Origin of the sequence: Brevundimonas sp. 1080 (assembly GCF_040545985.1) — a bacterium.
GTDB lineage: Bacteria > Pseudomonadota > Alphaproteobacteria > Caulobacterales > Caulobacteraceae > Brevundimonas.
The window spans coordinates 1-24,773 of sequence record NZ_JBEPMW010000001.1; the positions used below are offsets into that span (position 1 = coordinate 1).

At 65.4% G+C, this 24,773-nt stretch carries 18 protein-coding genes; 7 read left to right on the top strand and 11 right to left on the bottom strand.

What is annotated here, in order from left to right:
- From ABIC32_RS00005 to rpsL, 4 genes are all read right to left on the bottom strand, one after another.
- The coding region (locus ABIC32_RS00005; protein WP_132095103.1) for a GTP-binding protein at positions 1–95 on the bottom strand (95 nt) is incomplete at its 3' end.
- Between the two features lie 109 nt (positions 96–204).
- Complete coding sequence (gene fusA, locus ABIC32_RS00010; protein ID WP_017506743.1) at positions 205–2,283, bottom strand: elongation factor G; 2,079 nt, start codon at positions 2,281–2,283, stop codon at positions 205–207.
- A 146-nt stretch (positions 2,284–2,429) separates the two neighbouring features.
- Positions 2,430–2,903, bottom strand: a complete 474-nt coding sequence (gene rpsG / locus ABIC32_RS00015) for a 30S ribosomal protein S7 (protein WP_017506744.1) — start codon at positions 2,901–2,903, stop codon at positions 2,430–2,432.
- An 81-nt stretch (positions 2,904–2,984) separates the two neighbouring features.
- Positions 2,985–3,359 (bottom strand): 30S ribosomal protein S12, encoded by a 375-nt coding sequence (gene rpsL, locus ABIC32_RS00020; protein ID WP_008260482.1) that lies wholly within the window; start codon positions 3,357–3,359, stop codon positions 2,985–2,987.
- A 397-nt stretch (positions 3,360–3,756) separates the two neighbouring features.
- Between rpsL and ABIC32_RS00025 the strand changes: the two genes are divergently transcribed.
- Positions 3,757–4,569 (top strand): hypothetical protein, encoded by an 813-nt coding sequence (locus ABIC32_RS00025; RefSeq protein ID WP_354071476.1) that lies wholly within the window; start codon positions 3,757–3,759, stop codon positions 4,567–4,569.
- Positions 4,570–4,572: 3 nt separating this feature from the next.
- Here the strand turns inward: ABIC32_RS00025 and ABIC32_RS00030 are convergent, their stop codons facing one another.
- The 3 genes from ABIC32_RS00030 to rpoB form a co-directional block, all read right to left on the bottom strand.
- On the bottom strand, positions 4,573–4,704 hold the full coding sequence (locus ABIC32_RS00030; protein WP_255353850.1) for a hypothetical protein: 132 nt from the start codon (positions 4,702–4,704) through the stop codon (positions 4,573–4,575).
- 122 nt (positions 4,705–4,826) lie between these two features.
- Positions 4,827–9,023 carry a DNA-directed RNA polymerase subunit beta' gene (gene rpoC, locus ABIC32_RS00035; protein WP_354071479.1) on the bottom strand — a complete coding sequence of 1,399 codons (4,197 nt, stop codon included), beginning with the start codon at positions 9,021–9,023 and terminating at the stop codon, positions 4,827–4,829.
- 103 nt (positions 9,024–9,126) lie between these two features.
- On the bottom strand, positions 9,127–13,242 hold the full coding sequence (gene rpoB / locus ABIC32_RS00040) for a DNA-directed RNA polymerase subunit beta (RefSeq protein WP_199060940.1): 4,116 nt from the start codon (positions 13,240–13,242) through the stop codon (positions 9,127–9,129).
- Between the two features lie 340 nt (positions 13,243–13,582).
- Between rpoB and ABIC32_RS00045 the strand changes: the two genes are divergently transcribed.
- The 3 genes from ABIC32_RS00045 (at position 13,583) to ABIC32_RS00055 (ending at position 16,846) form a co-directional block, all read left to right on the top strand.
- Positions 13,583–14,134, top strand: a complete 552-nt coding sequence (locus ABIC32_RS00045; RefSeq protein ID WP_354071482.1) for an FKBP-type peptidyl-prolyl cis-trans isomerase — start codon at positions 13,583–13,585, stop codon at positions 14,132–14,134.
- A gap of 132 nt (positions 14,135–14,266) precedes the next feature.
- Positions 14,267–14,752 carry a hypothetical protein gene (locus ABIC32_RS00050; protein ID WP_354071484.1) on the top strand — a complete coding sequence of 162 codons (486 nt, stop codon included), beginning with the start codon at positions 14,267–14,269 and terminating at the stop codon, positions 14,750–14,752.
- A 132-nt stretch (positions 14,753–14,884) separates the two neighbouring features.
- The gene (locus ABIC32_RS00055) at positions 14,885–16,846 is read left to right on the top strand and encodes a M61 family metallopeptidase (RefSeq protein WP_354071486.1); all 1,962 of its coding nucleotides are present in this window, start codon (positions 14,885–14,887) and stop codon (positions 16,844–16,846) included.
- A 165-nt stretch (positions 16,847–17,011) separates the two neighbouring features.
- On the opposite strand, the gene rnd is transcribed toward ABIC32_RS00055, so the two are convergent.
- Positions 17,012–18,160: a ribonuclease D gene (gene rnd / locus ABIC32_RS00060; RefSeq protein ID WP_354071488.1), complete on the bottom strand. Its 1,149-nt coding sequence runs from the start codon at positions 18,158–18,160 to the stop codon at positions 17,012–17,014.
- 79 nt (positions 18,161–18,239) lie between these two features.
- Between rnd and purM the strand changes: the two genes are divergently transcribed.
- Positions 18,240–19,277 carry a phosphoribosylformylglycinamidine cyclo-ligase gene (gene purM / locus ABIC32_RS00065; RefSeq protein WP_153923648.1) on the top strand — a complete coding sequence of 346 codons (1,038 nt, stop codon included), beginning with the start codon at positions 18,240–18,242 and terminating at the stop codon, positions 19,275–19,277.
- Between the two features lie 23 nt (positions 19,278–19,300).
- Here the strand turns inward: purM and ABIC32_RS00070 are convergent, their stop codons facing one another.
- Positions 19,301–20,911 carry a S10 family peptidase gene (locus ABIC32_RS00070; protein WP_354071491.1) on the bottom strand — a complete coding sequence of 537 codons (1,611 nt, stop codon included), beginning with the start codon at positions 20,909–20,911 and terminating at the stop codon, positions 19,301–19,303.
- Between the two features lie 142 nt (positions 20,912–21,053).
- Between ABIC32_RS00070 and purN the strand changes: the two genes are divergently transcribed.
- A complete protein-coding gene (gene purN, locus ABIC32_RS00075; protein ID WP_233156639.1) occupies positions 21,054–21,656 on the top strand; it encodes a phosphoribosylglycinamide formyltransferase in 603 nt (200 codons plus the stop codon).
- 87 nt (positions 21,657–21,743) lie between these two features.
- Positions 21,744–23,813, top strand: coding sequence for a M13 family metallopeptidase (locus ABIC32_RS00080; protein ID WP_199060895.1), 2,070 nt, complete (start codon positions 21,744–21,746; stop codon positions 23,811–23,813).
- Positions 23,814–23,902: 89 nt separating this feature from the next.
- On the opposite strand, the gene ABIC32_RS00085 is transcribed toward ABIC32_RS00080, so the two are convergent.
- Together ABIC32_RS00085 and ndk are read right to left on the bottom strand one after the other, a co-directional pair.
- The gene (locus tag ABIC32_RS00085; protein WP_017504673.1) at positions 23,903–24,103 is read right to left on the bottom strand and encodes a YMGG-like glycine zipper-containing protein; all 201 of its coding nucleotides are present in this window, start codon (positions 24,101–24,103) and stop codon (positions 23,903–23,905) included.
- Positions 24,104–24,313: 210 nt separating this feature from the next.
- On the bottom strand, positions 24,314–24,733 hold the full coding sequence (ndk, locus tag ABIC32_RS00090; protein ID WP_017504672.1) for a nucleoside-diphosphate kinase: 420 nt from the start codon (positions 24,731–24,733) through the stop codon (positions 24,314–24,316).
- Positions 24,734–24,773: the final 40 nt, after the last annotated feature.

Sequence of the window (24,773 nt, forward strand, 5' to 3'; positions counted from 1 at the left end):
ATCGCTGCCGTCAACGTCGTCTTGCCGTGGTCAACGTGACCAATCGTGCCGATGTTGCAGTGCGGCTTCGTCCGTTCGAACTTTTCCTTGGCCATTTTCTAGCTCCTAAGGTCCCCGAACCGGGGTTCCTGCAGTTTGGGGGTTAAGGACGCCCGGTCCTTACGGTCCGGGCGCATATAGGCGGGCTTTCCGAAAAGGGAAAGCTTAGGCGTACTTCTTGATCACTTCGTCGGCGACGTGTTGCGGCACCGGCTCGTAGTGGTCGTATTGCATGGTGAACTGGGCGCGGCCCTGCGACATGCCGCGCAGCGTGTTCACGTAGCCGAACATGTTGGCCAGCGGCACGAAGGCGTTCACGACGGTGGCGTTGCCGCGCATGTCCTGACCCTGGATCATGCCGCGACGGCCGTTCAGGTCGCCGATGACCGAGCCGAGATATTCCTCGGGGGTCACGACTTCCACCGCCATGATCGGCTCGAGCAGCTTGGGCGAACCCTTCTCCTTCAGTTCGCGGAAGGCGGCGCGGGCCGCGATTTCGAACGCCAGCACGCTGGAGTCGACGTCGTGGAACTTGCCGTCCGTCAGAGTCGCCTTGAAGTCGATCAGCGGGAAGCCGGCCAGCAGGCCGTTGTCCTTGGCCGAGTTCAGGCCCTTTTCGACGCCGGGGATGTATTCCTTCGGCACGGCGCCGCCGACGATCGAGTTCTCGAACACGAAGCCCGAGCCCGGCTCGCCGGGTTCGAAGGTGATCATGACGCGGGCGAACTGGCCCGTACCGCCGGTCTGCTTCTTGTGCGTGTAGTCGATGTCGACCTTGCGGCCCAGCGATTCACGATAGGCGACCTGCGGCGCGCCGATGTTGGCCTCGACCTTGTAGGTGCGCTTCAGGATGTCGATCTTGATGTCCAGGTGCAGTTCGCCCATGCCCTTCAGAATCGTCTGGCCCGACTCGTGGTCGGTCGAGACGGTGAAGGAGGGATCTTCCGAGGCCAGCTTGGCCAGGGCGACGCCCAGCTTCTCCTGGTCGCCCTTGGTCTTGGGCTCGACCGAGATCTCGATGACCGGCGCCGGGAACTCCATCTTCTCCAGGATGACGGGCGACTTGATCGGGTCGCACAGGGTGTCGCCCGTGCGGGTTTCCTTCAGGCCGGCCAGGGCGACGATGTCGCCGGCGTAGGCTTCCTTGACGTCTTCACGGTTGTTGGAGTGCATCTGCAGCATCCGGCCGACGCGCTCTTTCTTGTCGCGGCTGGAGTTCAGCAGGCTCATGCCCGTTTCCATCTTGCCCGAATACAGGCGGCAGAAGGTCAGCGAGCCGACGAAGGGGTCGTCCATGATCTTGAAGGCCAGAACCGACAGGGGCTCTTCGTCCGAAGCCTTACGCACGACCGGCTCTTCGGTCTTGAAGTCGATGCCCGGGGTCGGCGGGATGTCCAGCGGCGACGGCAGATAGTCGACGACGGCGTCCAGCAGCGTCTGCACGCCCTTGTTCTTGAAGGCCGAGCCGCACAGGATCGGATAGAAGGCGCCGGTCAGAACGGCCTTACGGATGCACTTCTTGATGGTGGCTTCGTCGGGCTCGTTGCCTTCGAGGTAGGCTTCCATCGCCTCGTCGTCCAGCTCGACGGCGTTGTCGATCAGGTACTGACGCGCAGCGATCGCCTTGTCCATCAGGTCGTCGGGGATCGGCACGTCCTTGTAGGAGGCGCCCAGGCCGTCGTTGTCCCAGACCACGCCGGTCATGCGGACCAGATCGACCAGACCCGACAGCGAGGATTCAGCGCCGATCGGGAACTGGATCGGCACGGCCTTGGCGCCCAGACGGTCGCGGATTGACTCGACCGAGGCGTCGAAGTCGGCGCCGATCTTGTCCATCTTGTTGACGAAGACGATGCGCGGAACCTTGTACTTGTCGGCCTGGCGCCAGACGGTTTCGGTCTGCGGCTCGACGCCGGCGTTGCCGTCCAGCACCGTCACGGCGCCGTCGAGGACGCGCAAGGAACGCTCGACTTCAATGGTGAAGTCCACGTGGCCTGGGGTGTCGATGATGTTCAGACGCTTGTTCTGCCAGAAGGCGGTCGTCGCGGCGGACGTGATGGTGATGCCGCGCTCCTGCTCCTGGTCCATCCAGTCCATGGTGGCGGCGCCGTCGTGGACTTCGCCGATCTTGTGGGATTTGCCGGTGTAATACAGGATCCGCTCGGTCGTCGTCGTCTTGCCCGCGTCGATGTGGGCCATGATGCCGAAGTTGCGGTAGTCCTGGAGCGCGTGCGTACGTGCCATGGAAACGTGCCTTGAAAGTTTTCAGGACGCTTAAGGGCGCCCACGGAAGGATGTCGGTGTTCGGATAAGCGAGTGCGGGCGATTTAGCTCAAACCGCCCGCACCGGAAACCCTTAGATAGTCAGCGCAGATGACGCTTTGAAGGCGTTACCAGCGATAGTGGCTGAAGGCGCGGTTGGCTTCGGCCATCTTGTGGGTGTCTTCGCGCTTCTTGACCGCGGTGCCGCGGTTGTTCGAAGCGTCCAGCAGTTCGGCGGCCAGCTTTTCGGTCATGGTGTTCTCGCCACGCTTGCGCGCAGCGTTCACCAGCCAGCGGATGGCCAGGGCGCGACGACGGTCCGGACGGACTTCGACGGGCACCTGATAGGTGGCGCCGCCGACGCGACGCGAGCGCACTTCGACCGACGGAGAGACGTTTTCCAAAGCGGCGTGGAAGGTCGCGACCGGCTCCTGGTCCTTCTTCTTCTCGGCCAGGATATCGAAGGCGCCGTACACGATGTTCTCGGCGACGGCCTTCTTACCTTCGTACATGACGTAGTTCATGAACTTGGTGACGACCAAGTCCCCGAACTTGGGATCCGGCAGAACTTCACGTTTCTGGGCGCGGTGACGACGCGACATGGGGTATTCCTTGCAGTGCCCGACCAGCGCCGGGATGATCTCGAAAAGGCCTCCGGGCGCGACGGCCCGGAGAAGAATGGCTTACTTCGGACGCTTGGCGCCGTAGTGCGAACGACGCTGCTTACGGTCCTTGACGCCTTGGGTATCCAGAACGCCGCGCAGGATGTGGTAGCGAACGCCGGGCAAGTCCTTCACGCGGCCGCCGCGGATCAGAACAACCGAGTGTTCTTGCAGGTTGTGGCCTTCGCCGGGGATGTAGCACACGGCTTCGTAGCCGTTCTTGGCCAGACGGACCTTGGCGACCTTACGCAGAGCCGAGTTCGGCTTCTTCGGGGTCGTGGTGTAAACGCGGGTGCAGACGCCGCGACGCTGGGGCGAACCCTCCAGAGCCGGCACCTTGTTGCGGGTGGGCTTGGGCTTGCGCGGCTTGCGGATCAGCTGGTTGATCGTAGGCATTCGAAACTCGTCTCGACTTCTGATGGAGGCGTGTGTCTTTCGACCGAAGCGCCTCTCGCCTTCTTGTGAACGGGGGACCATCCCCTCGCCCGGGTGTCATCGAGACTGATCGCGCGACCACCCAAACAGAAAAACCGGAACGCGCGCTTTGGGCGTTCCGGCGGGCACAGCCCGTCCGTTGGATTGTCACGATCTCAGAGACCGGCGAACCGGTCACGCCTCGAAAGTGGGCGGCTTCTACGCGCGATGGGCGCGAAGGTCAAGGCGACGCTCATCTTCAGAGCAGGAACCAGGCGTTGCTTCCCTTGTCGTCGTTTCGCCCTCCGCCCGAAAGCGGCCATGCTTCTAGCACAGCTTGCATTGGAGCAAGGGGGACGACGCATTGGCGTTTGCACAGGTGACGCGACCCGTCCAACGCCTCGACTGGCGAAAGGCGGGTTTGGCGACGGCGTCGGTGGCGATCAACACCGCGCTGATCGCCTTCCTGTCGTTCACGGCCCTAGGCATAGAGGGCGACCTCGTCGCCCCCGAACAGCCGCCCATCTACGTCGACATCACGCCCCGCCCCCTGCTGCCCGACGAGCGGCCTAGAACGCCGGTCCAGGCGCGCGCAATCAACGACGTGGCGGCCGCAGCGCGGAACGCGCGCCCGACGGTTCAAACGCCCCCCTCCCTTCAACAGACGCCGCAGGATGTCCGCCCGTCTCCGATCCGTCCGCGAATCGCCGCGCTCACGCCCCAAGGCGCGCCCGCCCCGCCGGACGCCTGGACGGTCAATCCGAACGATCGCGCCGGGGCCATGTCGCGCGTCCTGCGTCAGGGCCTGATCGGCTGCACCACGCCGCAACAGCTAAACGCCGCCGAGCGCGCCCATTGCCGCGAGGACGCCATGCGACGCGGCATGAACGCCGCTCCGATCACCGGCACGGGCAACCCCGAGCGTGACGCCGCCTTTGCGCGCGAGGGGGCGCGGCGTCTGGCCGAATGGGAGGCGCGGCGTCGTCCTCTGTCCGGCGGGGTCGGCGTGGTGGGCCCGGCGGACTGCGTCGGCTCGAACTTCGGCACAGGCTGCGCCGGCGCCCTGTTGCCCGACGTTCCCGGCGTTGACATGCGTCAAGGCGCAGAGACGACGATCAATCGGGGCGAACGCCGCCGACAAGGCTTTTCTGCGAGCGTCGGAGGACTACAAATCGGACGGAAGGAAGACTGACCCTTAGTGATCCTGGCAATAGGCGTCATGCATGGCCGCGCCGAGATTGAGCATCATCGTCTTGGCTTCAACGACGACGAAGAGCGACAAAATCACGGCCGTTAGGCCCCACAGCACCTTGTCAGCTTTCGTCATGGCGGCCCTCTACACAACCCTGGCTCAGTTCAACGCAATCCGAGCACGCGTCAAGGCATAGAAAAAGGGCGGCACCGTCGCCGGCGCCGCCCCCTTCATGTCTTCGCTTTTGAAACGAAAGATCAGCTCTCGCTGCTCTCCAGCTCCAGTTGCAGATCGGCCGGCAGCGGCTCGATCGCCTCTTCCAGAGCCGAGGTCAGTTCTGCATCCCGCTCGTTGGCGATCTTCTGCAGGCTGCGCAGGTAGGCGCCAGTGCCGGCCGGGATCAGGCGGCCGACGATGACGTTTTCCTTCAGGCCTTCCAGCATGTCCTTCTTGCCGTGGACCGAGGCGTCGGTGAGGACGCGAGTGGTCTCCTGGAAGGACGCCGCCGAGATGAAGCTGCGGGTTTGCAGCGACGCCTTGGTGATGCCCAGCAGGACGGGCTGGGTGGTGGCCAGACGGCCGCCACGCTTCTCGACCTTGGCGTTTTCCAGAACGGCTTCGGCGACTTCGACGGTGTCGCCGCGAATCAAGGTGGTTTCACCCGAATCCAGCACTTCCACCTTCTGCAGCATCTGACGCACGATGACTTCGATGTGCTTGTCGTTGATCGGCACGCCCTGCAGTCGATAGACCTCCTGCACTTCGTTCACCAGATACTCGGCCAGCGCTTCGACGCCCTGAATGCGCAGCAGATCGTGCGGATCCGGGTTGCCGTCGATGATGTAGTCGCCCTTCTGGATCAGATCGCCGTCGTGGACGGAGATGTGCTTGCCCTTCGGGATCAGGAACTCGACCGGTTCGCCCTGCACGCCGTCGGCGTTGGGCTCGGGCGTGATCTTGATGCGACGCTTGTTCTTGTAGTCGCGGCCGAATTCGACGCGACCATCCATCTCGGCGATGACCGCGCAGTCCTTCGGACGGCGAGCTTCGAACAGTTCGGCGACGCGCGGCAGACCGCCGGTGATGTCACGGGTCTTGGCGCCTTCGGTCGGAACGCGAGCGATGATCTCGCCCGGCTTGACCTCATCGCCGTTCGACACGGACAGAACCGCGCCCACCGGCAGCAGATAGCGGGCGTCCGAACCGGACGACAGCTTGGCGTAGGCGTCGCCCAGGGTGACGCCCATGGCCGGACGCAGGTCCGAGCCGCGCGGGCTGGCGCGCCAGTCGCTGACGACGCGCTGGGCGATGCCCGTCGCTTCGTCGGTTTCTTCCTTGACCGACAGGCCGTCGACCAGGTCTTCGAAGCGCACCACGCCGCCGACTTCCGTCAGGATCGGGGTGGTGTAGGGGTCCCACTCCGCCAGGCGTTGGTTCTTCTTGACCTCGTCGCCGTCCTTGACGCGGATGCGGGCGCCGTAAGGAGCCTTGTGCGTCTCACGGTCCTTGCCGTCCACGACCACGGTCACGATGACGTTGCGGCTCATGGCCACCAAGTCGCCGTGGGCCGCGACGACGGTCGGGCCGGTGACCTTGGCCGTACCGGCGTTGGTCGCCTCCATGAAGGAGGTTTCCGCCACCTGGGCCGTACCGCCGATGTGGAAGGTCCGCATCGTCAGCTGGGTGCCCGGCTCGCCGATCGACTGGGCGGCGATGACGCCGACCGCTTCGCCGATGTTGACGTTGGTGCCGCGCGCCAAGTCACGGCCGTAGCAGTGGGCGCAGATGCCGGCGTCCGCCTCGCAGGTCAGGGCCGAACGGACCTTGACCGACTGGACGCCCGCAGCCTCGACGGCCTCGGCGACTTCTTCCACCAGATAGGTGTCGGCGGGGAACAGGACGGTATCCGTGCCCGGCTCCTTGATGTCCTCGGCCGCATAGCGACCCAGGATGCGCTGACCCAGCGAGACCAGCACGTCGCCGCCTTCCATCACCGCACGCAGGGTGATGCCGCGCGTCGAGCCGCAATCCTGCTCGGTGACGATGGAGTCCTGCGCCACGTCCACCAGACGACGGGTCAGATAACCCGAGTTGGCGGTCTTCAGCGCGGTGTCGGCCAGACCCTTACGGGCGCCGTGGGTGGAGTTGAAGTATTCAAGGACGGTCAGGCCTTCCTTGAAGTTCGAGGTGATCGGCGTCTCGATGATCTCGCCCGACGGCTTGGCCATCAGGCCGCGCATGCCGCCCAGTTGCTTCATCTGGGCCTGCGAACCCCGGGCGCCGGAGTTGGCCATCATGAAGACCGAGTTGATGTCGGGGTTTTCACCCTCGATCAGCACGCGCGGTTGCGCGATCTCGCCCATCATGGCGTCGGCGATCCGGTCCGTGGCCTTGGACCAGGCGTCGACCACCTTGTTGTACTTCTCGCCGCGCGTGATCAGTCCGTCGGCGTACTGTTGCTCGTACTCCTCGACCTGGGTGCGGGTCTCGGCGACCAGCTCGACCTTCTTGGCCGGGATCACGATGTCGTCCTTGCCGAACGAAATGCCGGCCTTGGCGGCTTCGCGGAAGCCCAGGCCCATCATCTGATCGGCGAAGATGACCGTCGCTTTCTGACCGCAGTGGCGATAGACCACGTCGATCAGATTGCCGATTTCCTTCTTGGTCAGGTTCTTCTCAAGCAGGCGATAGCCGACGTTCGGGTTGCGCGGCAGCAGAGCCGCCAGCTTCATCCGGCCCGGCGTAGTGTCGATGACCTTGGTCACCTCCTTGCCTTCGGCGTCCTGTTCCGTCCAGCGCGCCTTAATGCGCGTGTGCAGGGTGACGACCTTGGCGTCCAGCGCCGCATCGATCTCGCCGATGTTGGCGAACAGCTTGCCTTCGCCCGGCTCGCCGTCCTTGACCAGCGACAGATAGTACAGGCCCAGGACGATGTCCTGCGACGGCACGATGATCGGCTTGCCATTGGCGGGCGACAGGATGTTGTTGGTTGACATCATCAGGACGCGCGCTTCCAGCTGGGCCTCGAGGCTCAGCGGGACGTGAACGGCCATCTGGTCGCCGTCGAAGTCGGCGTTGAAGGCGGTGCAGACCAGCGGGTGCAGGCGGATGGCCTTGCCCTCGATCAGCTTGGGCTCGAACGCCTGAATGCCCAGACGGTGAAGCGTCGGCGCGCGGTTCAGCAGAACCGGGTGCTCGCGGATGACCTCGTCCAGGATGTCCCAGACGGCGGGCTGCTCGCGCTCGACCATGCGCTTGGATTGCTTGACGGTGCCCGACAGGCCCTTGGCGTCCAGGCGCGCATAGATGAACGGCTTGAACAGCTCCAGCGCCATCTTCTTGGGCAGGCCGCACTCGTGCAGCTTCAGTTCCGGACCCACGGTGATGACCGAACGACCCGAATAGTCGACGCGCTTACCCAGCAGGTTCTGACGGAAGCGACCCTGCTTGCCCTTCAGCATGTCGGCCAGCGACTTCAGCGGACGCTTGTTGGCGCCGGTGATCACGCGACCGCGACGGCCGTTGTCGAACAGGGCGTCGACCGACTCCTGCAGCATCCGCTTTTCGTTACGGATGATGATGTCCGGCGCGCGCAGCTCCATCAGGCGCTTCAGGCGGTTGTTGCGGTTGATGACGCGGCGATACAGGTCGTTCAGGTCGGAGGTCGCGAAACGACCGCCGTCCAGCGGCACCAGCGGACGCAATTCCGGCGGGATGACCGGCACGATCGTCAGGATCATCCACTCGGGCTTGTTGCCCGATTCCAGGAAGGCCTCGATCAGCTTCAGGCGCTTGGACGCCTTCTTGGCCTTCATTTCCGAGGGATTGTCGGCCAGCTCTGCGCGGTGCTTTTCAGCTTCCGCGTTCAGGTCGATGCCCATCAGCAGGTTGCGGACGGCCTCGGCGCCGATCTCGGCGGTGAAGCCGTCATCGCCGAACTCTTCCTGGTAGCGATAGAACTCGTCTTCCGTCAGCAGTTGGTTCTGCTTCAGCGGGGTCAGGCCCGGCTCGGTGACGATGTAGTTCTCGAAGTACAGGACGCGCTCGACGTCCTTCAGCGCCATGTCCAGCATCAGCGAGATGCGGCTGGGCAGCGACTTCAGGAACCAGATGTGGGCGACCGGCGCAGCCAGGTCGATGTGACCCATGCGCTCGCGGCGAACGCGGGCCAGGGTGACTTCGACGCCGCACTTCTCGCAGATGATGCCCTTGTACTTCATGCGCTTGTACTTGCCGCACAGGCATTCGTAGTCCTTGGTCGGGCCAAAGATACGCGCGCAGAACAGGCCGTCACGCTCGGGCTTGAACGTGCGGTAGTTGATGGTTTCCGGCTTCTTGATCTCGCCGAACGACCACGAACGGATCTTCTCGGGCGAGGCCAGGGCGATCTTGATCTGGTCGAAGGTCGGGGTGACCGGGACCGGGTTGAAGATGTTCAGGACTTCCTGGTTCATCTTGATTCCTTCTGCGGGGCTGACCCGCGAAAATTATTCAGAACGGAGAAAAGCGGAGGGATCGCCCTCCCCCGCCGTGGCGAGAGAGGGCTCGTGATCCAGATCAGCTGTTCCCCAGCTCCACGTTCAGACCCAGCGAACGCATTTCCTTGATGAGCACGTTGAAGCTCTCGGGAATGCCGGCCTCGAAGCTGTCGTCGCCACGGACGATGGCCTCGTAGACCTTGGTCCGGCCGGCCACGTCGTCGGACTTCACCGTCAACATCTCCTGCAGGGTGTAGGCGGCGCCGTAAGCTTCCAGAGCCCAGACCTCCATTTCCCCGAAGCGCTGACCGCCGAACTGCGCCTTACCGCCCAGCGGCTGCTGGGTGACCAGCGAGTACGGGCCGATGGAGCGGGCGTGGATCTTGTCGTCGACCAGGTGGTGCAGCTTCAGCATGTAGATGTAGCCGACCGTGACCGGACGCTTGAACTGCTCGCCGGTCTGGCCGTCGTACAGGATCGACTGCGCCGACTTGTTCAGCCCCGCCTCTTCCAGCAGACGCTCGATGTCGCTGATGTGGGCGCCGTCGAAGACCGGGGTCGCGAAGGGCACGCCCTTGGACAGGTTCTTCGCCAGTTCGACCAGTTCTTCCTCATCTTCCGGCAGCGGGGTTTCCGGGCCGTAGATTTCGGTCAAACGCTCGACCAGAGCCTGCTTCTGACCACCCCCTTGCCAGGCTTCCAGCAGACCGGAGATCTGCTTGCCCAGACCGGCGGCGGCCCAACCCAGGTGGGTCTCGAAGATCTGGCCGATGTTCATGCGCGACGGCACGCCCAGCGGGTTCAGAACGACGTCGACGTGCGTGCCGTCTTCCAGGTGCGGCATGTCCTCGATCGGCAGGATCTTGGAGATGACGCCCTTGTTGCCGTGACGGCCGGCCATCTTGTCGCCGGGCTGAAGCTTGCGCTTCACGGCCACGAAGACCTTGACCATCTTCATCACGCCGGGGGGCAGTTCGTCGCCGCGTTGCAGCTTCTCGACCTTGTCTTCGAAACGACGGTCCAGTTGTTTGCGAGCGTCCTCGAACTGGCGCTTCATCGCTTCCAGCTCGCCCATGGCCTTTTCGTCGTCCAAGGCGATCTGCCACCACAGACCACGGCTGACCTCGGCCAGCTTCTCTTCGGTCAGTTCGCCGCGGCCGATGCCCTTGGGCCCCGACACGGCGTTCTTGCCGACGATCAGCGGCTTCAGACGGCCATAGACGTTGCGCTCCAGGATCTTGAGCTCGTCGTCGCGGTCCTTGCCCAGACGTTCGATCTCGGCGCGTTCGATCGCCATGGCGCGCTCGTCCTTGTCGACGCCGTGACGGTTGAAGACGCGAACGTCGACGATCGTGCCGGCGACGCCGGGCGGCAGGCGCAGGGAGGTGTCGCGCACGTCCGAAGCCTTCTCGCCGAAGATGGCGCGCAGCAGCTTCTCTTCCGGCGTCATCGGGCTTTCACCCTTCGGCGTGACCTTGCCGACCAGGATGTCGCCCGGCTGGACCTCGGCGCCGATGGCCACGATGCCCGCTTCGTCGAGGTTGCGCAGGGCCTCCTCGCCGACGTTGGGGATGTCGCGCGTGATTTCCTCAGGGCCAAGCTTCGTATCGCGGGCGGCGACTTCGAACTCTTCCAGGTGGATCGAGGTGAAGACGTCGTCGCGCACGATGCGCTCGGAGATCAGGATGGAGTCTTCGAAGTTGTAGCCGTTCCAGGGCATGAAGGCGACCAGGGCGTTGCGGCCCAGAGCCAGTTCGCCCAGGTCCGTCGACGGGCCGTCGGCGATGACGTCGCCGCCCTTCACCTGATCGCCCACGCGCACGATCGGGCGCTGGTTGATGCAGGTCGATTGGTTCGAACGCTGGAACTTCGACAGGCGGTAGATGTCGACGCCCGAGCGGGCGGCGTCCACGTCGCCGGTGGCGCGCACAACGATCCGGGTGCCGTCGATCTGTTCGACGACGCCGTCACGACGGGCGACCACGACGGCGCCGGAGTCCACGGCCACGACCGCTTCCATGCCGGTGCCGACCAGCGGCGCGTCCGACTGCACCAGAGGCACGGCCTGACGTTGCATGTTGGCGCCCATCAGCGCGCGGTTGGCGTCGTCGTTTTCCAGGAACGGGATCAGGGCGGCGGCGACCGAAACGACCTGTTTCGGCGACACGTCCATCATGTCCACGGCATCCTTGTTCAGGAGCTGGGATTCACCGTTGATCCGGCCGGGGACCAGGTCCTCGACGATCTGGCCGTTCTTCAGTTCGATGTTGGCCTGGGCGATCGTGTACTTCGACTCTTCCATGGCCGAGATGTAGACCACCTCGCCCTGGGCCTGGCCGTCCTTCACGCGACGGTACGGGCTCTCGATGAAGCCGTACTTGTTGACGCGCGCGTGGGTGGCCAGCGAGTTGATCAGGCCGATGTTCGGGCCTTCCGGCGTTTCAATCGGGCAGATGCGGCCGTAGTGGGTCGGGTGCACGTCGCGGACTTCGAAGCCCGCGCGCTCACGCGTCAGACCGCCCGGGCCAAGCGCCGACAGACGACGCTTGTGGGTGATTTCCGACAGCGGGTTCGTCTGGTCCATGAACTGCGACAGCTGCGACGAACCGAAGAACTCGCGAACCGCGGCGGCGGCCGGCTTGGCGTTGATCAGGTCGTGCGGCATGACCGTGTCGATATCGACCGAGGACATGCGCTCCTTGATGGCGCGCTCCATGCGCAGCAGACCGACGCGGTACTGGTTTTCCAGCAGCTCGCCGACCGAACGGACCCGGCGGTTGCCCAGGTTGTCGATGTCGTCGATCTCGCCGCGGCCGTCCTTCAGGCCGACCAAGATCTGCAGCACCTTCAGCACGTCTTCCTTGCGCAGGACGCGGATCTCGTCGGAGACCTCGGGGCTTTCCAGACGCATGTTCATCTTGACCCGGCCGACGGCCGACAGGTCGTAGCGTTCGCTGTCGAAGAACAGCGAGTTGAACATGGCCTCGGCGGCTTCCGGGGTGGGCGGCTCGCCCGGACGCATCACGCGATAGACGTCGAACAGGGCGTCCTCGCGGTTGTCGTTCTTATCCACGCGCAGGGTGTTGCGCATGTAGGCGCCGACCGTGACGTGGTCGATGTCCAAGACTTCAATGGTGGTGAAGCCGTTTTGCTCCAGCACTTCGATGGTCGGGGCGTCCAGTTCGTCGCCGGCCTCGGCGAAGATTTCGCCGGTCTCGAAGTTGACGGCGTCATTGGCCAGATACTTGGTGACCAGGGCGTCGGCGGCCAGCGACAGCGAGGTCGTCGTCTCGCCCAGCTTCTTGGCGGCGCGGGCGCTGATCTTCTGACCGGCCTGGGCGACCACTTCGCCGGTGTCGGCGTCGATCAGGTCGAACTCCGGCTTAACCCCGCGCCAGCGCTCGGCCTTGTAAGGCGTGACCCAGCCTTCGCCGCGCTTCTCGTAAGGCACGGTCTCGTAGAAGGTCTTCAGGATTTCTTCGCCGTCCATGCCCAGACCCATCAGGAAGGTCGTGGCGGGCAGCTTGCGGCGGCGGTCGATGCGGACATAGACCACGTCCTTGGCGTCGAACTCGAAGTCGAGCCACGAGCCGCGGTACGGGATCACGCGGGCGGCGAACAGCAGCTTGCCCGAGGAGTGCGTCTTGCCCTTGTCGTGATCGAAGAAGACGCCCGGCGAACGGTGCATCTGCGAGACGATCACGCGCTCGGTGCCGTTGACGATGAAGGTGCCCTTGTCCGTCATGAGCGGGATGTCGCCCATGTAGACGTCCTGCTCCTTGATGTCCTTGACCGAACGGGCTCCCGTTTCCTCGTCGGTTTCGAACACGATCAGGCGCAGTTTGACCTTCAGCGGCGCCGCATAGGTCATGTCGCGCTGAATGCATTCCTCGACGTCGTACTTCGGCTCTTCGAACTCGTACGAGACGTATTCCAGGATGGCGCGCTCGTTGAAGTCCTTGATCGGGAACACCGACTTGAAGACCGCCTCGATGCCCTGCTCCTTGCGGACGCCCGGACGGACCTCGCGCTGCAGGAACTGTTCGTAGGAAGCGCGCTGAACCTCGATTAGGTTCGGCATCGCGATCGCTTCGGGGATACGCCCGAAGGATTTGCGGATACGCTTCTTGCCGGTGAACGAGGTGGCGGAAGCGATCTGACCGTTGATGGCGAGATCGTGGGCGACGTCAGTCATTCAGTGTTTCCCATGGCGCACGCCCCGGGGAAGGCGTGCGTGAAATGCAGCAGCCACGGCGCGCGTTTCCGCGTCCGCAGCCAAGGTTTCGGCATCCACCCTCGGCCCGCTGCCGGGCCAGGACGCCTGAAATGTACCGGCTCCCTGGGAAGGAGCCGCGCCTTCGCTCGGTCGGAGGGCGACGGACCGGGCCTCGGCGCTTGCGCGCAGACTCATATGGAGTGTTGCGGAGCGCGCACATATACGCGCATTCGCGACGAAATAAAGGCCCCAGGGAACCTTTTCGACAGAGCCGACCAATCTCGTTGCGAGCGACGACGGCCTGATCTAGCGTCGCCTTATGACACGGATCGCCCTGCCTCTGCTCGCCGCTCTCGCCCTCTCCGCCTGCGCCACCCATCGCGCGCCGGTGACCTATGCCGAGACGGCTTCGGCCGCCGCGCGCGCCGCCGATCAGGTCAATGGCCAGGGGGCCCTGACGCCGCAGCAGGCCTGGGACGCCGGCAATACCGCCTACCTCGCCTGGAACGGCGCCCGGCGCGGCTGGACCACCACCGAAAGCGGTCTGCAATATCGCCGCGTCGGCAAGGCCCACCCCGAGGGCGTCCAGCCTTCCGGGTCCGACACGGTCAAGGTCCACTATCGCGGCACCTTCATCGACGGGCGCGAGTTCGACAGTTCCTACGCCCGCAACGAGCCGGCCGAGTTTCCGCTGAACCGCGTCATCAAGGGCTGGACCGAGGGCGTGGCCCTGATGCGCGTCGGGGAAATCTATGAGTTCGTCATCCCCGCCTCGCTGGGCTACGGCTCGCGCTGGGTCGGCGGCGACGAACTGCCTCCCAACTCCACCCTGCGCTTCTCGGTCGAACTGCTTGACGTCAAGCCGGGTTGAAGACTGAAACAGGATGGCTGGCGACCGCGCTCCATCCTATTTCGACACCCTGACCGCAGCCTATTGAACCACTTAGGCGCTCGAAGCGTCATTGTTCCGGCCATAGCCGACGCCGCCCGCATTATGGGCGGCATGGCCGATGACATCTCCGATCCCAATCCGAATTCGCCCGACTGGACCCGACGGTCCGCCGCAACCTGGGCCGCCGCCTGCAAAGACTATCTCGCCGGGGGGTTCGCCCAGGAGGTCTGCGCGCGCCACGGTCTCAGCCTGTCAACCTTCCGTTGGCGCGCCCGCACGGAGGGCTGGCGCCGTTCGGACCAGCCGCACGGCGGGGTCTTCGAACCGCTCGACGCCTATGAGTTGGACGCCATCGACCAGCGCCTGCCCTGCAACGCCGCCGACATGGCGCGTCTGGCCTGGGCCAATGCTTCACGGGCGATGATCGACGGCAAGCTGATCGAGGCGCGGGGCTGGTCTCGGCTGCACAAGGATCTGGAGGCCATCGCCAAGATCGATGACCATGCTGTGCGCTACTACCGGGGTATGGCCAAGGACCCGAAACGACAGCACAACCTGCCCACCACGCCGCCCCTGCGTCCGATGGAGGAGGACTGATCCGAATTGCACGCCCTTGCATTTTGCACGCGTTTTCGGGGGTGCAGTGCAATTTCGGATCAGCGCTGACGCTTGACGCCCCGCCCCCTGCGTCGGACTGTCGCGGCTCCCCAGTCGCCTGAAGAGTCCTCGATGATCCGTTCTTGCCTGCACGCCGCCCCTCTCGGCCTCGCCCTCCTATTGGCCTCGACCGCCCCGGCCGCCCTGGCGCAGCAGGCCTCGACCACGCCGCCCGCCCTGCCCGCGCCCCTGCCCGCCATTCCTGAAGCGCGGGACGTCGCCTATCCAGGCGTCATCACCCTGGACGTCGACGCCACCAACCTGGCCCAACACATCTTTGCGGTGAAGGAAACGATCCCGGTCACCCAGGCGGGACCGATGACCCTGTTCTTCCCCGAGTGGCTGCCGGGCAACCACGGCCCTGTCGGCCCCATCGCGCAGCTGGCCGGCATCGAGATCACCGCGAACGGCCAGCGCGTGCAGTGGGTTCGCGACACCCTGCATCCCTTCGCCTACCACGTGGTCGTCCCGGCCGGTGCGACGGCGCTCGACATCACCCTGCAGCACCTGTCGCCGACGACCGGCAATCAGGGCCGCATCACGATGACGCCCGAGATGCTGAACATCCAGTGGGAGAAGATGCTGCTTTATCCCGCCGGCCACTGGTCGCGGAACATCACGGTCCAGCCCACGGTCAAATTCCCCGCCGGCTGGCAGTTCGGCACGGCGCTGGAGCCCGAAACCAAGGCTGGCGACGTCCAGACGTTCAAGCCCGTCAATCTGGAGGTGCTGATCGACAGCCCGGTCTTCGCCGGCGTCCACTATCGCCAGATCGACCTCGATCCCGGCGGCCGCTCGCCCGTTCGCGCCAACATCGTCGCGGACAAGGCCGACAGCCTGAATGCCACCGACGAGCAAATCCAGATCCTGCGCAATCTGGTCGCCCAGATGGACCGCCTGTATGGCGCGCGCCATTTCGACCACTACGACTTCCTGATCGCCATGACGGACAAGCTGGGCGGCATCGGGCTGGAGCATCACCGCAGTTCGGAAAACTCGGTCGATCCCGCCTTCTTCACCGGCTGGGACACCCACCTGTCCGACCGCGACCTGCTCAGCCACGAGATGAACCACTCCTGGGACGGCAAATGGCGTCGGCCCGCCGACCAGTATGTGCCCAACTTCAACTCGCCCCTGCAGAACAGCCTGCTGTGGGTCTACGAGGGCCAGACCCAGTACTATGGTCAGGTCATCGCCGCCCGCTCGGGCCTGCTCAGCAAGCAACAGGCGATGGACGCCCTGGCCATGACCGCCGCGACCTTCGACACGCGCGTCGGCCGCGAATGGCGCGCGATGCAGGACACCACCAACGACCCCATCATCAGCCAGCGCCAGCCCAAGGGCTGGCTGTCATGGCAGCGCGACGAGGACTACTATTCGGAGGGCCAGCTGATCTGGCTCGACGTCGACACGACGATCCGCGAAAAGACCGGCGGCCGGCAGTCGCTCGACGACTTCGCCCGCGCCTTCTACGGCGTCCAGGACGGCAGCTATACGCCGGCCCCCTATACGTTCGAGGATGTGGTCGCGGCCCTGAACGGCGTCGTCGCCAATGACTGGGCGACCTTCCTGCGCACCCGCCTGGACGCCGACGGCCCTGAGGCCCGCGCCCCGCTGGACGGTCTGGCGCGCGGCGGCTGGCGCCTGGCCTTCACGGACAAGCCCACCGACTACATGAAGACCCTGTACGCCGAGCTGAAACGCAACGACTTCACCTATTCGCTGGGCTTCCAGACCGGCGAGGGCAACAGGATTCGCAGCGTCCAGTGGAACGGCCTGGCCTTCAAGTCGGGCCTGGCCGCCGGGATGGAGATCGTCGCCGTCAACGGGCAGGCCGCCAGCGCCGAACGCCTGACCGAGGCCGTCACCGCGGCCAAGGATCCGTCGACGCCCGTCACCTTGATCGTCAAGGACGACGAGCAATACCGCACCGTCGTCTTCGACTACCACGACGGCCTGCGCTATCCCCGCCTGGAACGCATCCCCGGCACGCCCGACCGCCTGGGCGACATCCTGACGCCGCGTCGGCGCTAAAGGCGACCCGTCTCCTCCCCACTTGGTGGGGAGGTGGCGCGGCGCTTCTTCAGCGCCGTGACGGAGGGGCTCTTCACCGCCTCACAGGCGCCTGCGGGACTTCAAGAGCCCCTCCACCGCTTCGCGGTCCCCCTCCCCGCAAAACGGGCAGGAGACCTGTAAACCCTACTCGATCTCGACGACTTCCACCCGCGCGCCGTTCAGCACCAGGGCGATCTCGCCGCGCTTCAGCTTCAGCGCATCCTCGCCGAAGATCTGGCGGCGCCAGCCCTTCATGGCGTCGATGTCGGCGTCGTCGCTGATGGCGATCTTTTCAAGGTCCGACACGGTGGCGATCAGCTTGGAGGCCACGCCGGCGTTGTCGCTCTTGGCCTTCAGCAGCACCTTCAACAGCTCGACCACCGACGGCGGCGCCGGCTGGCGGTGGGCGGGGCGCTCCATCTCGGGCGCAAAGGCTTCAGGATCGGCCAGAACCCGTTTCAGCTCCTCGGCCAGTTCCAGACCCAGCCGTGAACCGCCGAAACCCTTGGGCACCGAGCGCAGGCGATTGAAGGCCTCGACATCCGTCGGGGTCTGTTGAGCGATCTCGTCGATGCCCTCATCCTTCAGGATGCGGCCCCGCGGTTGGTCGCGCTCCTGCGCCGCCCGCTCGCGCCAGACGGCGACGGCCTTAAACGCCGCCAGATATTTGGCCGAGAACTTCTTGGGCTTCAGCCGCTTCCAGGCGTTTTCGGGATTGGTGTCGTAGAGGGCCGGATCAGTCAGGCTCTCCATCTCCGACATGACCCACTCGAGCCGGCCTTCCTTCTGCAGCCGGTCGCGCAGCTTGGGATAAAGCGCCGCAAGGTGCGTCACGTCGCCCAGCGCGTAGACCAGTTGGTTGTCCGACAACGGCCGGCGCGCCCAGTCGGTAAAGCGGCTGCCCTTGTCCACCTCGATCCGCAGTATCTGCCGAACCAGCGAATCATAAGCGACCTGTTCGCCGAACCCGGCGGCCATGGCGGCGACCTGGGTGTCGAACATCGGGTTGGGCATGGCCCCCAGGCGCACGAAGATTTCCACGTCCTGGCGACAGGCGTGGAAGACCTTCACGATCTTCTCGTCGCGCAACAGCGCCAGGAACGGCTCAAGATCCAGCCCCTCGGCCATCGGGTCGATGATGGCGGCGTGATCGGCCGAGGCCGCCTGGATCAGGCACAGCCTGGGCCAATAGGTCGTTTCCCGCATGAACTCGGTGTCGACCGTGATGAAGGGAGCTGTGGCTACGCGGGCGCAGAAATCGGCCAGCGCCTCGGTGGTGGTGATCGGCGTCATTCCGATGCTATAGCCCCGCGCATCCTACCTGTGGCAAGAGCCGCGCTGCATTTCCGCCCCGATTCAGGCCCGAGATCCCATGAGCGACACCCAAAAGCCTCTCGAAAACGGTCTGACCTACGCCGATGCGGGCGTGGACATCGACGCGGGCGAAATGCTGGTGGAACATATCAAGCCGCTGGCCAAGTCGACGGCGCGCCCCGGATCGGAGCCCTCGCTGGGCGGATTCGGCGCCCTGTTCGACCTCAAGGCCGCCGGCTTCCAGGACCCGCTGATCGTTACCACGACCGACGGCGTCGGCACCAAGCTGAAGATCGCGATCGAGACCGGCCGTCACGACGGCGTCGGCGTCGACCTGGTCGCCATGTGCGTCAACGACCTGTTGGCCCAGGGCGCCGAACCCCTGCTGTTCCTCGACTATTACGCCACCGGCCGGCTTGAGATCGACGCCGCCCGCCGCGTCGTCGCCGGCATCGCCGAGGGTTGTCGCCAGGCCGGCTGCGCCCTGGTCGGGGGCGAGACGGCCGAAATGCCGGGCATGTACACCGAGGGCGACTACGATCTGGCCGGGTTCAGTCTCGGCGCCGTCGAACGCGGCCACGCCCTGCCCTATCTGGATCGCCAGGCGGCCGGCGACGTCATCATCGGCCTGGCTTCCACCGGCCCCCACTCCAACGGCTATTCGCTGGTCCGCAAGGTGGTCGAGAAGTCCGGCCTGGCCTGGGGCGACGACGCCCCCTTCGCCAAGGACCGCTCGCTGGCCCAGGCCCTGATGGAGCCGACCCGCATCTATGTGAAGCCGGTGCTGCCGATCATGAAGGCGGGCCTGGTCAAGGGCGCGGCCCACATCACCGGCGGCGGCCTGATCGAAAACCCGCCCCGCTGCATCGCCGAGGGTCTGCAGGCCCGCTTCGACTGGAACGCCTGGCCCATGCCCGCCGTCTTCCAGTGGCTGGCCGAAACCGGCGGCATCAGCGACCACGAAATGCGCCGCACCTTCAACTGCGGCGTCGGCTTCATCCTGATCGTCTCGCCCGAGAACGCCGAGCCCGTGCTGGCGGCCCTCCTAAACGCCGGCGAAGTCGCCTTCGTCTGCGGACAACTGGAAGCGGCCTAAGCCGCTCCCAGGTCCCGCAGGGCTTACCGGACCCCGCCGTTCGCCGTCTCGGCGTAGAAGCGCGACAGGTCGGCGTGCAGCTTCACCAGAGCGTCGTGGCTAAGGTACATCATGTGCCCGCCCTCATAGTAGGTGAACTCCAGGTTCGGCCGCAGGCTGGGCTCCAGCATCATCTGGGCCAGGTCGAACTCGGTCGAGAAGAAGGGCGTGGCGGCGTCGTAATAGCCGTTCAGCGACATCACCTTCAGATACGGATTGCGCCGCATCGCCGTGGCCAGATCGATGGCCGTATTCGGCGTGGTCTGCGGCCCTCCAACCGGCGGACGGTGGCTCCAGTTCCAGTTGAAGCCGGGCAGACCGCGCGCCGACATCCGGTATTCGACGTCGGTCTTGTAGTTCAGTTCGTTTGCCACATAGTCGCGGAAGATGCCGAAATAGGCCCCCGTCACTGCCGAGCTGGACGGATCATCCTCCGGCTCGCCGCCCGCCGCATCCTCATCCAGACCCATGTAGCGGGTGTCCAGCCGCCCGATCGTCTGGCGCCGGTCGCGCAGCAGTTCCTTGCGGAATGCCCCGAGGTCCACTCGCATATTCGCGTTGTCGATGAAGGTGGTCGACAGGCCGGTCAGGTCGCTCATCTGACGCACGATGTCCGCGCGCTCGGCGTCAGAGATCATATGCCCCTTGGCCAGGGCGGAGGCATACGGCCCCAATGCGAAGTCGCGTGCCCGCTGGACCTGTTCCTCGACCGTCGCGGCCGGGTTCGCCAGCTTGCGATGATACCAAGCCGTCGCCGCATAGGTCGGCAACAGGGTGACGAAGTTCTGCGGATAGCCGGGCTGACGCACGCCATAGTTCATGATCGACGACAGCAGCACCACGCCGTTCAGCGACATCCCGCGATCCTCAAGCTGGAACGCCACCGCACCGGTGCGCAGCGTGCCATAGGATTCGCCGATAATGTATTTCGGGCTGGACCAACGGCTGAACTTGGTTGTGTAGCGCATGATGGCGCGAGCGAAGGCGTCGGCGTCTCCGTCCACGCCCCAGAAGGTCGAACCCGGCGTCTCGCCCAACGGACGCGAGAAGCCCGCGCCTACCATGTCGATGAAGACCAGGTCCGTCTGATCCAGCAGGGTCTGGTCGTTCGGGCCGAAGGCGAAGGGCGCCGGCCTCACCACGGTCGGCTCATCGGTCTGGACCCGCATCGGCCCAAACGAGCCCATATGCAGCCACACGGTCGGCGAGCCTGGTCCGCCGTTGTAGAGATAGGTCACCGGCCGCGTCCCGACCGGCTGACCGTCCAGCGTATAGGCGGTGTAGAACAGGCTGGCGGTCGGCATCCCCGCATCGTCGCGGATCGTCAGGGTGCCCGCCGTCGCCTTGTAGCGCAGAGTCTTGCCGTGGGCGTTGACCGAATGGGCCGTCGTGACTTCGGTCTCCTCGACCGGTGCGCGCGCCCAGTCCTTTTCGATCGCCTCGGCGTTGGCGTTGCGGAACCGGTCGGTTGCGGATCGCATCGCTGCGCCCCCGCCATTGTTGCTGCTGCTGTTGGTCCCGCTTTCCTGGGCCAGCGCCGCCACGGGCGCGCCCAGCATCGCGGCGGTGGCCGCGAGGCAGATCAGTCTCTTCATGCGATAGTCCCCTGTACGCGCCGACCCACGACCCCTCGCCATGCGGTCGGCGTTACACGCTAACGCCCGAACCCAGCCGACAACAAGGGTGGATCGCGTTTGAAACTTGCCAAGCGTCGCCCGCGCCGTCATGCGAGGCGCCATGTCGCCCCAAGCCGCCCCCCCCGTCCGCGTCGCCGTCCTGATCTCTGGGGCGGGCTCCAACATGGCGGCTCTGATCGACGCCGGTCAGGCGCCGGACAGCGGCTATGAGGTCGTGCTGGTGCTGTCGAACATCGAGGGCGCGGGCGGTCTGGCGATTGCGGCCGCCAAGGGCGTGGCGACGGCGACCGTGACGCACAAACCGTTCGGGAAGGATCGCGAGGCGCATGAGCGGGCGGTGGACGCGGTCCTGCGCGACGTCGGTGTCGAGGTCGTAGCGCTGGCCGGCTATATGCGTGTTCTGACGCCCTGGCTGGTCGGCGGCTGGCGCGAGCGGATGCTGAACATTCACCCCAGCCTGCTGCCCCTGTATCCCGGCTTGGACACCCACGCCCGTGCGATCGCCGCCGGCGACGCCGAGGCCGGCTGCACGGTCCATCTGGTGACCGAGGGCGTGGACGAGGGACCGATCCTTGGCCAAGCGCGCGTGCCGATCGTCGAGGGCGACACGGCCGGGGCCCTGGCCGAACGGGTCAAGACTGCGGAGCATCAGCTTTACCCGCAGGTGCTGACCGACTTCTGCCGAGACCTGCCCCGCCGTTAGCGGCGCGAAGATTACAAAAACGTCATGCGACAGACCGCCGCACCGGCGCAATGGTGCGCCCGACCTCAATCGGGACCCTCTCTATCCATGACTCGCATTCGTCTGATGGCCGCCTGCTCGGCCTGTATCGTCGTCGCTCTCACCGGCGGCGCGGCCTCGGCCCAGGACGCTTCGGCCCAGCATTCGCACGGCATGGCCGGTGCGGCCCACAGCCCCTTCGGCGCTTGGGGCTTCGATCTGGCCGGTCGCGACACCTCGGTGAAGCCCGGCGACGACTTCAACGAATATGCCAACGGAACCTATCTGCGCACGACCGAGATTCCGGCCGACAAGTCGCGCTTCGGCCCGTTCGACGTCCTGTATGAGAACGCCCAGTCCCAGCTGAAGTCGATCATCGAGACCAGCGCCGCCAATCCCGCCAACGAAAACGCCCGCAAGGTCGGCGCCCTGTACGCCAGCTTCATGGACGAGGCGAAGATCGAGCAGCTGGGCGCAACGCCGCTGGCCGCCGACCTCGCCGCCGTCAATGCGGTCACCGACCACGCCGGCATGGCGCGCCTGATGGGCGAGAGCCATTCGGGCTTCGGCGGCTCCCTGTTCGGCATCGACGTGTTCGAGGATCTGAAGAACCCCAATCTGAACTCGGCCTATCTGGGTCAGGGGTCGCTGGGCCTGCCGGACCGCGACTACTATCTGAAGCCCGACTTCGCCGCCCAGCGCGAGGCCTATCTGGCCTATCTGACAACCACCCTGACCGCCATCGGCTGGGCCGATCCGGCCAAGACCGCCGCCGACATCCTCGCCTTCGAAACCAAGGTCGCCGACAAGCAGTGGACGACCGTCGAGCGTCGCCAGATCGACAAGCTGTACAACCCGGCCAAGGCCTCGGACCTGGCGACCCTAGCTCCCGGCTTCGACTGGGCCGGTTTCCTGGCGGGGGCCCAGGTGTCGGACGTCGACACCCTGGTGCTGATGGAAAACACCGCCATCCCCGCCATCGCCCAGGTGTTCGCCGACACCCCCATCGAGACGCTGAAGGCCTGGCAGGCGTTCAACGTCGTCGATCAGGCCAGCCCCTATCTGTCCAAGGCCTTCGTCGACGCCCGCTTCGACTTCCGCGGTAAGACCCTACGCGGTCAGCCCGAAAACCGTCCCCGCTGGAATCGGGGCGTGGCCCTGGTCGACGGCCAGCTGGGCGAGGTCCTGGCCCAGGAATACGTCCGCCTGCACTTCCCCGCCTCGTCCAAGGCCCAGATGGAAGCCCTGGTCGGCAACATCCGCGACGCCATGACGGAGCGGCTGAAGACCCTGGACTGGATGAGCGAGCCCACGCGCGAGCAGGCCCTGTACAAGATGTCCAAGTTCGGGGTGAAGATCGGCTATCCCGACAAGTGGCGCTCGTATGACGGCCTGGAGCTGAAGGCCGACGACCTGTACGGCAACGTCGAACGCTCATCGGCCTTCGAATGGGCGTACAAGCGCGGCAAGATCGGAAAGCCGGTCGATCCGCTGGAATGGGGCATGACGCCCCAGACGGTGAACGCCTACTACAACCCGCCGCGCAACGAGATCGTCTTCCCGGCCGCCATCCTGCAGGCGCCCTTCTTCGATCCGAACGCGGATCCGGCCGTCAACTACGGCGGCATCGGCGCGGTCATCGGCCACGAAATCACCCACGGCTTCGACGATCAGGGCCGCAAGTCGGACGGCGACGGCGTGCTGCGCGACTGGTGGACGCCAGAAGACGCCGCCCGCTTCGAGGCGCGCGCCAAGGTGCTGGGCGACATCTATGACAAGCTGGAGCCGATCCCCGGCGTGCACGTCAACGGCGACCTGACGATGGGCGAGAACATCGCCGACCTGGGCGGCCTGCTGCTGGCCCTGGACGCCTATCACAAGTCTCTGAACGGCCAGCCTGCGCCGGTCATCGACGGGCTGACGGGCGATCAGCGCGTCTTCCTGGGCTGGGCGCAGGTCTGGCGCGAGAAGTCGCGCGAGGCGGCGCTGAAGGAGCAGTTGACCACCGATCCGCACTCGCCCGGCCCGGTGCGCGCTGCGACCTCGCCGCGCAATATCGACGCCTGGTATGCGGCCTTCGGCGTCTCGCCGGACCAGAAGGAATATATTGCGCCCGAGGCCCGCGCCCGCATCTGGTAAGGGCGCCGGACGTCGAACGTAGAAAAGGCCCGGAGCGAACGCTCCGGGCCTTTTTGTCATCCGGGCTTTCGCCCCAGGCTGCGCCTGATTTAGCGGGGCTTGGTCGCCGCGCCGGCGACGGCGCCGATGGCGGCGCCGGCCACGGTCGAACCCGTGTTGCCGCCGATGACCTGACCGGCGACGGCGCCGCCCAGGGCGCCGGTGGCGGCGCGTTGTTCCATTGTCTGGCCGCAGGCGGCCAGCAGGGCCACGACGCCGATGACGGGGGCCAGTTTGATCATGGTCTTCATGGGTCTTCTCCGGGAGACGAACGAGATAATGACCAACAAACGACAAGGCCCGCGTCCGGTTCCGGGCGCGGGCCTATATAGTCACGCTATGCGAAAGAGTTCGCTCTCGCATCGCTTTGTTTCGGCGCTACGCTCGGGACGCGGTCCCTCGCGACTTGAGCGCCTTGTTCTCGCGCACGCTCGGGACGCGGTCCCTCGCGACTTGAGCGCTTAGCCGACGATCTGGTCGTCGGTGAAGAACTGCGCGATCTCGATCTTGGCGTTGTCCTGGCTGTCCGAACCGTGGACCGAGTTTTCACCGATCGACAGGGCGAACTGCTTGCGGATGGTGCCTTCGGCGGCCTGTTCCGGGTTGGTGGCGCCCATGACTTCGCGATAGGCGGCGACGGCGTTGTCGCCTTCCAACACCTGAACGACGACCGGCTCGGCCGTCATCTGCTCGACCAGCTCGCCGTAGAACGGGCGCTCGGCGTGCACTTCGTAAAATTTCTTGGCTTGCTCGGTCGTCAGCTTGACGCGGCGCTGGGCCACGATGCGCAGGCCGGCGCCTTCGATCACGGCGTTGATCGCGCCGGTCAGGTTGCGGCGCGTGGCGTCGGGCTTGATAATCGAGAAGGTACGTTCGGTCATGGGAATTGACTTCTTGTTGGGAGATTGAGTGTCGCGGGCT